The sequence below is a fragment of the Thermus hydrothermalis genome, from assembly GCF_022760925.1.
GTDB classification, from domain to species: domain Bacteria; phylum Deinococcota; class Deinococci; order Deinococcales; family Thermaceae; genus Thermus; species Thermus hydrothermalis.
The window spans coordinates 160609-170352 of sequence record NZ_JAKTNT010000003.1 but is presented as its reverse complement, the minus strand read 5'-3'; the positions used below and the strand labels follow the sequence as shown (position 1 = coordinate 170352).

The following is a 9744-nucleotide window of genomic DNA, read 5'->3' as shown; positions in this document are numbered from 1 at the left end:
CGGGGGAGGGAGTGAAGGTTTATGCGGGGTATGCGGGAGGTGCAAGTTTTGAGAGAGGGCAGTGTACCAGGTTTCTCCTTGGTCTATGGGACAACGGTGGTCCGCCTCGGAATGGACCACCAGGGTGGGAGTCTTCACCTGGTGGACCAGCCTTAAAGGGCTTTTCTCCCAAAGGACCTCGGGGCGCTCCCAAGGCTTGGCGAAAAGCTCCAGGTGGGTGAAGCGGGGGCCGATGTCGCTAGCGCCGAAGAAGCTTAGCCAGTTGCAGATGCCCCGGTCGGTGACCGCCGCCTTAAAGCGCTCAGGATAGCGGGCGGTGAGCCAGTTCACCATATAGCCCCCGTAGCTTCCCCCCGCCACCCCCACCCGGTTCGGGTCCAAGGGAAAGCGGGCGAGCACGTGGTCCAAAAAGCCCAGGAGGTCCCTTTCATCCCGCTCGCCCCAAGCCCCCTCCAAAAGGGCGTAGTCCTGCCCGTAGCCCGTGGAGCCTCGAGGGTTGCAGAAGGCCACGGCGTAGCCCTGGGCCCGGAAAAGCTGGAGCTCCAGCATGGGGGCGGCCCCAAAGGCGGTGTGGGGCCCCCCGTGGATGTAAAGGATGACGGGGAAAGGGCCCTCCCCCTCGGGCAGGAGCACCCACCCCGGCACCCTGTGCCCCTCCGGGCTCTCCCAGGCGGTGGGCACGGGCTCGGCCAAGGGGAGGACCCCCGCGTTGGGGTCGTAGGTGCCCAAGGGGCCCTCGAGGCGGGCCGGGTGGGTGAAGCCCTCCGTGAGGAGGAATAGCCCCCTGGAGGTGCAGGCGAAGGAAAGGACGCTCCCCGAGGCGGAAAGGGCCTCCGCCTCCCCGTCCAGGCCCACCCGGTAAAGCCGGGCCACCCCTTCTTCCGTGCGCACCACATAGACCCCGTCCCCACCCCACTTGGGCCCCTGGAAGTGGGCGCCGAAGCGGAGGTCGCTGTTGATGGAGTTTTGGAGGCTCCCCGTGAAGAGGACCCGGGCCTCGCCCCCCTTCAGGTGGTAAAGCCTGGCCTCCGTCCCCCCGCCCCGCTCAAAGGCGTGGCCCAGGAAGAAAAGCCCTTCCGGGCTCCACTCCAGGCCGAAGATGGGGCCGTGGCCCCCGTAGACCTTCCGCAGGCCCCCCTCCTCCAGGAGGAAAAGGGTATCCCGCCCCTCCGCCTGGGCCTTGGAGTCCTCCGGCATCACCAGGTAAAGGCCCTCCGGGGCGAAGGCCATCTCCTTGGGGGGAGGGTAGCGGTCCAAGAGGAGCCGCTTCTCCCCGTCCTTTAGCAGGTAAAGGGCCAGGTTCCCCTCGGGGAGAAGGCCCCGGCCGTCAAACTTGAAGGGCCAGCCCTCAAAACGCCGGGGGCTTCCCGGTTTGGGGGCTTCCTTGAGGGCCAGGAAGGCCACCTCCCCCGAGGGGCCCAGGGCGTAGTCCAAGACCCCGGGGGTTTCCGTGAGCCTTTCCGCCTCACCCCCCCGCAGGTCCAGGCGAAAGAGCTCCTCCCCTTCCCCCACCCGGCGCAAGAAGTAGACGTAAGGGTGGGCATACCGGGGCTTCTTGGCCTCCTCCTGGGTCAGAAGGCGCAAAGCCCCGTCAAACAGGGCCAAGCGGGAGCGGTAGCGGGGCGGGTCCCCCTCGAGGATGTCCGTTAGGACGAAAAGGGGGAGCCCCTCGGGGCCTTCCGTGAGGCCGGAAAGGAAGCGGAGCTTCAAAAGGGTTTCGGGTTCCACGCCCCCATGATACTGACCGGTCAGCCATCCGCCCAGGGGGGGCTTCCGGTAAGCTAGGGCCCATGAACCGGGACGAGCTCGTCCGCTACCTAGACGGCTACCTGAACCTGGCGGCCTTTCCCCAGGACCCCTCCCTCAACGGCCTCCAGGTGGAGGGCAAGGAGGAGGTGCGCAAGATAGGCGCAGCGGTGGACGCAGCCGAGGCCACCTTCCAGAAAGCCCTGGAGGAAGGGGTGGACTTCCTCCTGGTGCACCACGGCCTCTTCTGGGGCAAGCCCTTCCCCATCCGGGGCCACCACAAAAGGCGCCTGGAACTCCTCTTCCGGGGCGGCATCAACCTCTACGCCGCCCACCTTCCCCTGGACGCCCACCCCGAGGTGGGGAACAACTTTGTCCTGGCCAGGGCCTTAGGCCTGGTGGACCTGACGCCCTACGACGTGGGCGTTAGGGGCCGCTTCCCCTTCCCCACCCCCTTGGTCCAGGTGGCGGACATGCTGGGGCAGCTTACGGGGATGCAGCCCTTGGTGCACCAAGGAGGGCGGAGCCAGGTGCAGGAGGTGGTCATCGTTTCGGGGGGAGCGGCGAACCTGGTGGGCCAGGTGGAGGCGGAGCTCTTCATCACCGGGGAGCCCAAGCATAGCGCCTTCCACGAGGCCTTTGAGCGGGGGCTCAACGTCATCTACGCCGGCCACTACGACACGGAAGTCTTCGGGGTAAAGGCCTTGGCGGCCCACCTGGAGGAGCGCTTCGGCCTCCCTTGGGTCTTTCTGGACCACCCCACGGGGCTCTAAATGGCCGGGGTTTTCCTCACGCTAGAAGGCCTGGACGGGGCGGGCAAGTCCACCCAGGCAAGGCTCATGGCCGCCTTCTTGGAGGGAAAGGGCCTAAGGGTGCGGCTCACCCGGGAGCCTGGCGAAGGGCTTCCCCTGGTGCGGGAGCTCCTCCTTCACGGGAAAGCCCTTTCCCCGGAGGCGGAATACCTTCTCTTCAGCGCCGACCGGGCGGAGCACGTGCGCAAGGTGATCCTGCCGGCGCTAGAGGAGGGGCTTTGGGTGGTATCCGACCGCTACCTGGACTCCAGCCTGGCCTACCAGGGCTTCGGCCGGGGGCTCCCCCTCCCTTGGCTCCTGGAGGTGGCCAAGGAAGCCACCCTAGGCCTTAGGCCCCAACGCACCTTCCTCCTGGACCTCCCCCCCGAGGAGGCCCTCAAGCGGGTGAAAGACCCCGACCGCCTGGAAGGGCTTGGGCTTTCCTTCTTCGGGCGGGTACGGGAGGGGTACCTGCGCCTGGCGGAGGCGGAGCCCGAACGCTTCGTGGTCCTGGACGCCACCAAGCCCATAGAGGCCCTCCAAAGGGAGATCCAGCGCCACCTCCTTCCCCTTCTGCCATAATGGGTCCATGCGCCCCTTGGCCCTTTTCCTCCTCGGCCTCTTCGCCTTGGCCCAAGGGCTTTCCTTTCCCAAGAGCACCCTTTACGTGGAAGGAGGCGGCAAGCGCTATACCCTCAGGGTGGAGGTGGCCGACACCCCCGAGCGCCAAGCCCAGGGCCTCATGTTCCGCAAGTCCCTGGGGGAGGACGAGGGCATGGTCTTCCTCTTCCCCGCCCCCACGGCAGGGGGGTTTTGGATGAAAAACACGCTCATTCCCCTTTCCATCGCCTTCTTTGACCGCCAGGGGGTCATCCTGCGCATCCTGGACATGGAGCCCTGCAAGGCCGACCCCTGCCCCGTCTACTACCCCGGGGTGGTGTACCAGGGGGCCCTCGAGGTGAACCGGGGCTGGTTCGCCCGGCGGGGCCTCACCCCCGGGGCCAGGGTAGGGGGCGAGGCCCTGAAGCTTTGGCCGAGATAGCGTGGAACGAAGCCCCCTCTTCCCCTTGGTGGCCTTCGCCCTTTTGATCCTCCTTTCGGTCTTCTCCTTTCTGGGCTACCTCCTGGCAGCCCGGCGCTTCCAAACCCCGCCCCCACCCGCCCAGGTGGTGGTGGAAACGCCCACGGGGCAACACACCCTAAAGGCCCGCCTCGCCCGCATGCCCGAGGCCTGGAACCTGGGCTTGGGCCTGAGGCGGGAAGCGCTGGACGCCCTCCTCTACCTTTTCCCCGAGGCCACCGATGCCCCCTTCTCCACGGAGGGCTACCGCTTTGGCGTAACGGTGGCCTTTTTGGACGGGGAAGGAAGGGTGCTCAAGGTGGCGCGGCTTCGCCCAGGGGAAACCTACGCCCCCGGCACCGCCTACCGGGGGATTTTGGAGGTGCGGGAAGGGCTCTTAGAGCTCGCCCCGGGGGACCGGGTTCTGCGCTAGGGCTTGGCGCCCCCCTGGAGGCCCCTCAAGTCCAAGAGGAAGTTCCCGGTGCTGGGGACAAAGATGGTCTGCACCCCAGGGGCGAGCTTCTCGGCGAAGAAGGAGCCCCGCCCCCACCAAGGGAAACCCGAACCGCCGCCTTGGGGCAAAGAGCACCGCCAGGCCCAGCAAAAGGAGCGCAAGCGCAGCTAGGTTCAGCATGCCAAAAGCATAAGGCCCCAGGCTGCGCCTGGGGCCAGGGAAGACCTCCCTTACTCCTTGTCTTCGCCCCCTTCCGATTTGGAGGAGGAGTCCTTCTTGGCGTAGTCCTTCACGTGCCACCCCGAGCCCTTGAAGATGATGGCGGGCGGGGTGATAACCCGCTTCAGGGGCTCCCCGGTTTCGGGGTGGGCCTTCAGGGGTTCGTCGTGGAAGCCCTGTTCAAACTCGTAGTACTTGCCCGTTTCCAGGCCTTTGTAGACGTAGACCGGCATACCTTACCCTCCTAGGGGGCATTTTGACACTCCTATGCCTTGAGTGTCAAGGGGCTAGGATGGTACCCTCCCTCCGTGGACAAGCCCGCCCTGCGCCGCTTCGCCCTGGGCGTTTGGAAGAGCCTGGACCGCCGCGCCCTTTCCGTGGAGCTCGTGGCCCAGCTCCTCCCCTGGCTCGCGGAACGAAGGTTCCAGGACATCCTCCTCTACCATCCCTTACCCCACGAGCTGGACCTCCTATCCCTAACGGAAAAGCACCCCGCCCGCTACTACCTGCCCAAGGTGGCGGGGGAAGGGCTTTCCGTGCACCCCTTGGGCCCCCTGGCCCCAGGCCCCTTTGGCCTTCTGGAGCCCACCACGCCCCCGGTGGACCCAGGGGTGCTGGACCTGGTGGTGGTCCCGGGGCTTGCCTTTGACCGGGAGGGGTTTCGCCTGGGGCACGGCAAGGGGTTTTACGACCGCTTCCTGGCCCAAGTAAAGGCCGTCCGCCTGGGGGTGGTACCGGAAGCCCTCCTCCTTCCCCGCCTCCCCCGGGACCCCTGGGACATCCCCATGGCGTACCTGGCCACGGAGAAGGGGGTGTGGCGGGTTGTTTGACCCTGGGCCCCCTCGCGTGGGTGCTACACTCGTCCCATGCGGGGGGCTTTGTTGGACCGGGACGGGGTACTCCTTCTCATGGACGAGGAGGCCCTCTACAAGAAGGCCTTGGCCCTCGCCGCCCACGGGCCTGGCCTGGAAAAGACCCTTTCCGTGCTCGCCTGGGCCATGCGGGAGATCTTAGAAGCGGTGCGGTGGCGCAAGGTGCGCACCCTGGAAGAGGAAGCCCGCTTTTTTGAAGCGCTGGCCCAGAAGGCCGCCCAAAACTTGGGCCTGCCCCCCGAGCGGCTAAAGGGCCTCCGCTACTACCACTTTATGCGCAAAGCGCCGGGCGCCGAGGCCCTCCTGCGAAGCCTAAAGGCGCAGGGGCTCAAGGTGGGGGTGCTTTCCAACACCCTGCCAAGCCTCAAGGAAAGCCTCGCCTACCATGGCCTAGACGGCTACATAGATGGCTTCTTCGCCTCCTGCGCCATGGGCGTCGCCAAACCGGACCCGGAGGCCTTTCTCCTTGCGCTAAAGGGCCTCGGCCTCTCCCCCGAGGAAACCCTCTACCTGGACGATGACCCCGAGAACGTGGAAACCGCCCGGAGGCTCGGCCTCCGGGCAGAGGTGTACGCCCTTCACCAAAGCGCGGTGGATAGCTGAACGCGCACCAGCTTACCCTCACGGGTAGTCAAAAGGCGTTCCGGCCCCTCAAAGCCCAGCCCCCATACCGAAACCAGGGGAAGCGCAGCCAAGAGCGTTTTGGCTACGGGGCGCACGGGAAGGGGGCTGCGCTCCTCGAGGCCCCCCTCATCCCAAACGCTAAGGGCGATATCCTCCCCGGCCGCTAGGTTCACGCGGTAGAGCAACGTACGCGTTTTCTCCTCCTCCAACACCACAAGATTCTTGGAATCCGGCCAGGCCACCCCCACCACCCGGTTACCCGGCTGGTCCAAAAGGTAAACGTACTCCGCATACAACCCCACTGGATTGGTTAGCAGAAGGACAAACCGCACCACCCGGCTGGGGCAGTCGCAAAGCGGCGTAGAAGGAACTATCAAAAGGTAGGCCCCCATCGGATCCAGGCTCAGGTGCCCCTCCCTAAGGCGCTGGAACACCGGGGGTAGCACCTCCTTTCCCTCTTTGGTCCCTAAGGGGACATAGCGGGCTTTCCCATCTTCCAGGACCCCACCCTTCAACCTCCAGGGAGGAATAGCGGCTTGGAAACCCTCGTTCGGCCCGAGGTCCTGACCCCCCCCGGCCTCCCAAAGGAGAACCCTCTCCCCCAACACCACCACCTTCTTCCCCCCAGCCCCAACCCAGCGGGCAGCCACGTCCAACGTTTCTTGAGAAGCCAAAGAGGGGGATTGCAGGGCCACGGAGGGGGTGGGAGGAAAGGGAGCAGGCTTCTTGGCCTCCACCAAAGGTTGCAAACCGGCCAAGGCCAGCGCCAGTTGGTAGCGATTGACCTCTGTGGTCAAACCAAAGGAACCGTCCGGATTGAGGTCCATCAGGCCTGCTCCCAGCACGCGGCGCACGGCGGCAACCGCCCAGTGATCTTGGGGCACATCCCAAGGCAAGGGGGCTTCCTTGGCCACCCCTAAGCGCTCCAGCATCTTCGCCAGAACCACCGCCAAGGCCGCCCGGTTCAGCTCCTCTTGGCCTCGGAAGGTTCCATCGGGGTATCCGGAAACCAAGTCCCAAGCCGCCGCCAAAGCCAGCCCTTCCAGAGCCCAGTGCCCCTTAGGAACGTCCCTGAAGGCCACCTCCTTGGGTTCCACACCCAGGTCCTTAAGCACCCGCCCCAACGTGGCCACCAACTGGTAGCGGTTCACGGGTTCCGTGCCCCGGAAGGTGCCATCCGGATACCCCTGCATCCACCCCGCCTGAACCACACGTTCCACCCTCTCGGCCACCGGTCCCGCCGGCAGATCGGAAAAAGCGGCCAAAACCAGCCCCAGACCCCAAAAAACCCAAACCCAGATTCGCTTCATAACTACCCCGCGCCCAAATACCAAGGGGCCTGGAACCTGTCCAGGCCCCTCCTCCTTACGCTTTAGAGAACAGGCAGTTCCGCCACGGTGACCACGTCCAAAGCCGGGCTTCCCTGGCGGAAGGCGGCGAGGCGCCCCACCACCCGCCCCCCCGCCCTTTGGACCATGCGCTCCATGGCCCGCATGGTTTCGCCGCTAGAAACCACATCGGAAATAAGGGTCACCTTCTGGTTCAAGAGCTTTTCCGCAAAGCGGCGGTCTAGCCAAAGCACCTCCCCCACCCCCAGGGTGAGGGTCTGGACCTCCTGGATAATGGGGTCTTCCATGTAGGGGCGGCGGCGGCGGCGGGCCACCACGTAGGGGAGGCCCATCTCCTCTGCCAGCACGTGGGTGAGGGGAATGGGGCTCGTTTCCGTGGTGAAGAGCACCTCGGTTTCCCGGGGCACCAAGGGCTTTAGGGCCAAGGCCGCGGCCCGCACCAACTCTGGGTCCCCCAAAAACTCCACCAAGGGGATACGCCGCCCCGGCAAAGGCTCTATCAGGGGCACGTGCCGGGTCACCCCGCCGATGCTGATGGGATAGGTTTCCATAAAACCCTCCTATTCCGGCTTAAAAAGGGGTAGGTGGCCCAAGGCGATGACGTCCTGCCTGGGCGTGCCCTCGGTGAAGACCGCCAGAACCGCCACCACCTGCCCCCCCACGCTCTCAATGAGCTCCCTAAGGCCGGAAAGCGTGGATCCCGTGGAGACCACATCGTCCACGATGGCCACCTTTCTCCCGCGGATCAAGGGCACGTCCGCCCCGTCCAGGACCAAGAGCTGGGGTTTGCCCGTGGTGATGGAGAGCACCTGGCGGCTTATGGGGTTGATCATATAGGGCTTCTCCGTCTTGCGGGCCACCACGTAGGGCTTCCCCGTGATGCGGGAAAGGGCGTGGGCCAAGGGCACCGCCTTGACCTCGGGGGTGACCAGGGTCTCCACCTCCGGAGGAAGGCGCTTGGCCAACTCCTCGGCGGCGGCCTCGGTGAGCTCGGTATCCCCCAGTAGGTTGAGAAGGGCCACGGCCACGTCCGGGCCCACCTGGACGATGGGCAGCTCCCGCTTGACCCCGGCGATCTCCACAGGGTAGGTCCTCACGCCGCCAGTCTATACTCAAAGTATGCTGAACGCCAAGATTGAAACCCTGGGCGTGGACCCCCAGAACGGGAGCGTGGTGGTCCTGCTCAGGACGGAGAATGACAAGCTCCTCCCCATCGTCATCGGCCCCCTCGAGGCCCACCACATCGTGGTGGCCCTGCAGGGGGAAAAGCCCCCCCGTCCCCTCACCCCGGACCTCCTCCTCTCGGTAATGGAAATGCTTCAAGGAAAGCTCAAACGGGTGGAGATCACCGACCTAAAGGACGGCACCTTCTACGCCCGCCTTATCCTGGAACACCGGGGGATTGAACTGGAGGTGGACGCCCGGCCCTCCGACGCCATGGCCCTGGCCCTCCGGGTGGGGGCCCCCATCCTGGTGGCGGAGGAGGTGGTGGAGAAGGCGGGGGTGGAGGAAGCGAGCCTCAAACCCCACGGGGCGGCGGAAGCCTAGCCCGTGTCCCGGGCCATCCTCCTCTTTTTCTTCCTCCCGGCCCTGGCCCAAGGGGTGCGGGTGGCGGTCCTGGGGGACTGGGGTGCCGACACCCCGGGAAGGGCCCAGGTGGCGGCCCTTCTGCGAAAATCCCACGCCCAAAACCCCCTCACGGCCCTCCTCACCGTGGGGGACAACTTTTACCCCAGGGGCCAGGTGGTGGAGCGGTTTATCCAGGACCTCCCGGCGGTGCCCCTGTACCCCGCCTTCGGCAACCACGATGCCCCCGCCCTGGCCGAGCAGCTTAGGCGCTTCCGCCGAGAAGGGCCCTACTACCAGTTCCGGTTGGGACCCGTGGCCTTCTTCGTCCTCTACAGCGAGGCCGACCTCCTGGCCCAGAGGGCCTGGCTCAGCGAGGCCTTGGCCCACGCCACCGCCCCCTGGCGCATCCTCGTCCTCCACCGCCCCCTCTATTCCTCGGGGCTCCACGGGGGAAGCCCCCTCTTGCGAAGCCTCTTAGAACCCCTCCTAAGGCGCCATGGGGTGGCCTTGGTCCTCGCCGGGCACGACCACCACTACGAGCGCCTCGAGGTGGGCCCCACCACCCACCTGGTCCTGGGGGGCGGCGGGGCGAGGCTCTACCCCACCCGGCCTCCCCTCCCCTTTAGCCGGGCCCTCGCCGTGGCCCACCACGCCCTCTTCCTGGAGGCCACGGAAACCGCCCTCCAGGGCTACGCCCTAGACCCCGAGGGCCGGGTCCTGGACCGCTTTAGGCGGGGCTCCCCATGACGTGCACGTGGATGTGGAAGACCTCCTGGCCCCCCTTCTCCCCCACGTGCACCTGGAGTTTGTAGCCGGGAAGCCCGAGAAGCCGCGCCACCCGGTTGGCGGTGCGGAAAAGGGCCCCGAGCTTCCTCTCCCCCTCCTCGCTATCGGGGTAATCCGAAAGCTTCTCCACGTGCTCCTTGGGCACCACCAGGACGTGGACGGGCGCCCTCGGCCGGATATCGTGGAAGGCCACGAAGCCCCCGTCCTCGTAGACCTTGCGGGCGGGAAGCTCTCCCCGGACGATGCGGCAAAACACGCAATCCATGGGAAAAAG

The 9744-nt window shown here is 66.1% G+C and carries 14 protein-coding genes; 8 read left to right on the top strand and 6 right to left on the bottom strand.

Annotation, left to right across the window (positions count from 1 at the left end):
* Window positions 1-1728, bottom strand: a 1728-nt coding sequence (locus tag L0C60_RS03280) for a S9 family peptidase (protein WP_243092514.1), incomplete at its 3' end; no start/stop codon positions are given.
* Window positions 1729-1790: 62 nt separating this feature from the next.
* Between L0C60_RS03280 and L0C60_RS03275 the strand changes: the two genes are divergently transcribed.
* The 4 genes from L0C60_RS03275 to L0C60_RS03260 are packed head-to-tail and all read left to right on the top strand — an operon-like array spanning window position 1791 to window position 4030.
* The gene (locus tag L0C60_RS03275) at window positions 1791-2519 is read left to right on the top strand and encodes a Nif3-like dinuclear metal center hexameric protein (protein WP_234507220.1); all 729 of its coding nucleotides are present in this window, start codon (window positions 1791-1793) and stop codon (window positions 2517-2519) included.
* A complete protein-coding gene (gene tmk / locus L0C60_RS03270; protein WP_243092513.1) occupies window positions 2520-3119 on the top strand; it encodes a dTMP kinase in 600 nt (199 codons plus the stop codon).
* Window positions 3120-3126: 7 nt separating this feature from the next.
* On the top strand, window positions 3127-3579 hold the full coding sequence (locus L0C60_RS03265; protein ID WP_234507225.1) for a DUF192 domain-containing protein: 453 nt from the start codon (window positions 3127-3129) through the stop codon (window positions 3577-3579).
* A gap of 1 nt (window position 3580) precedes the next feature.
* Window positions 3581-4030, top strand: coding sequence for a DUF192 domain-containing protein (locus L0C60_RS03260; protein WP_234507227.1), 450 nt, complete (start codon window positions 3581-3583; stop codon window positions 4028-4030).
* Between the two features lie 251 nt (window positions 4031-4281).
* Here the strand turns inward: L0C60_RS03260 and L0C60_RS03255 are convergent, their stop codons facing one another.
* Window positions 4282-4503 carry an FmdB family zinc ribbon protein gene (locus L0C60_RS03255; RefSeq protein WP_234507229.1) on the bottom strand — a complete coding sequence of 74 codons (222 nt, stop codon included), beginning with the start codon at window positions 4501-4503 and terminating at the stop codon, window positions 4282-4284.
* 75 nt (window positions 4504-4578) lie between these two features.
* Between L0C60_RS03255 and L0C60_RS03250 the strand changes: the two genes are divergently transcribed.
* On the top strand, window positions 4579-5100 hold the full coding sequence (locus tag L0C60_RS03250) for a 5-formyltetrahydrofolate cyclo-ligase (protein ID WP_234507230.1): 522 nt from the start codon (window positions 4579-4581) through the stop codon (window positions 5098-5100).
* Window positions 5101-5136: 36 nt separating this feature from the next.
* Window positions 5137-5745, top strand: coding sequence for an HAD family hydrolase (locus tag L0C60_RS03245; protein ID WP_234507233.1), 609 nt, complete (start codon window positions 5137-5139; stop codon window positions 5743-5745).
* On the opposite strand, the gene L0C60_RS03240 is transcribed toward L0C60_RS03245, so the two are convergent.
* The 3 genes from L0C60_RS03240 to L0C60_RS03230 all read right to left on the bottom strand — a co-directional run bounded on the left by L0C60_RS03240 (window position 5721) and on the right by L0C60_RS03230 (window position 8212).
* Window positions 5721-7076, bottom strand: a complete 1356-nt coding sequence (locus tag L0C60_RS03240; RefSeq protein WP_267962745.1) for an S-layer homology domain-containing protein — start codon at window positions 7074-7076, stop codon at window positions 5721-5723. The genes L0C60_RS03245 and L0C60_RS03240 overlap by 25 nt on opposite strands.
* Before the next feature lie 62 nt (window positions 7077-7138).
* Window positions 7139-7666, bottom strand: coding sequence for a type I phosphoribosyltransferase (locus L0C60_RS03235; protein WP_234507237.1), 528 nt, complete (start codon window positions 7664-7666; stop codon window positions 7139-7141).
* 9 nt (window positions 7667-7675) lie between these two features.
* Window positions 7676-8212 (bottom strand): phosphoribosyltransferase family protein, encoded by a 537-nt coding sequence (locus tag L0C60_RS03230; RefSeq protein ID WP_152024412.1) that lies wholly within the window; start codon window positions 8210-8212, stop codon window positions 7676-7678.
* Between the two features lie 22 nt (window positions 8213-8234).
* Between L0C60_RS03230 and L0C60_RS03225 the strand changes: the two genes are divergently transcribed.
* Window positions 8235-8663, top strand: a complete 429-nt coding sequence (locus tag L0C60_RS03225) for a bifunctional nuclease family protein (RefSeq protein WP_234507239.1) — start codon at window positions 8235-8237, stop codon at window positions 8661-8663.
* 3 nt (window positions 8664-8666) lie between these two features.
* Complete coding sequence (locus L0C60_RS03220; RefSeq protein ID WP_234507241.1) at window positions 8667-9431, top strand: metallophosphoesterase family protein; 765 nt, start codon at window positions 8667-8669, stop codon at window positions 9429-9431.
* Here the strand turns inward: L0C60_RS03220 and L0C60_RS03215 are convergent.
* Window positions 9412-9735, bottom strand: a complete 324-nt coding sequence (locus tag L0C60_RS03215; protein ID WP_243092512.1) for a histidine triad nucleotide-binding protein — start codon at window positions 9733-9735, stop codon at window positions 9412-9414. The two genes, L0C60_RS03220 and L0C60_RS03215, sit on opposite strands and share 20 nt — an antisense overlap.
* Window positions 9736-9744: the final 9 nt, after the last annotated feature.

Bases quoted from the DNA above. Each gene is read 5' to 3' on its own strand.
- L0C60_RS03275 (WP_234507220.1), top strand. From the start codon at position 1,791: ATGAACCGGGACGAGCTCGTCCGCTACCTAGACGGCTACCTGAACCTG.
- tmk (WP_243092513.1), top strand. From the start codon at position 2,520: ATGGCCGGGGTTTTCCTCACGCTAGAAGGCCTGGACGGGGCGGGCAAG.
- L0C60_RS03265 (WP_234507225.1), top strand. From the start codon at position 3,127: ATGCGCCCCTTGGCCCTTTTCCTCCTCGGCCTCTTCGCCTTGGCCCAA.
- L0C60_RS03255 (WP_234507229.1), bottom strand. From the start codon at position 4,503: ATGCCGGTCTACGTCTACAAAGGCCTGGAAACGGGCAAGTACTACGAG.
- L0C60_RS03245 (WP_234507233.1), top strand. From the start codon at position 5,137: ATGCGGGGGGCTTTGTTGGACCGGGACGGGGTACTCCTTCTCATGGAC.
- L0C60_RS03240 (WP_267962745.1), bottom strand. From the start codon at position 7,076: ATGAAGCGAATCTGGGTTTGGGTTTTTTGGGGTCTGGGGCTGGTTTTG.
- L0C60_RS03235 (WP_234507237.1), bottom strand. From the start codon at position 7,666: ATGGAAACCTATCCCATCAGCATCGGCGGGGTGACCCGGCACGTGCCC.
- L0C60_RS03225 (WP_234507239.1), top strand. From the start codon at position 8,235: ATGCTGAACGCCAAGATTGAAACCCTGGGCGTGGACCCCCAGAACGGG.
- L0C60_RS03215 (WP_243092512.1), bottom strand. From the start codon at position 9,735: ATGGATTGCGTGTTTTGCCGCATCGTCCGGGGAGAGCTTCCCGCCCGC.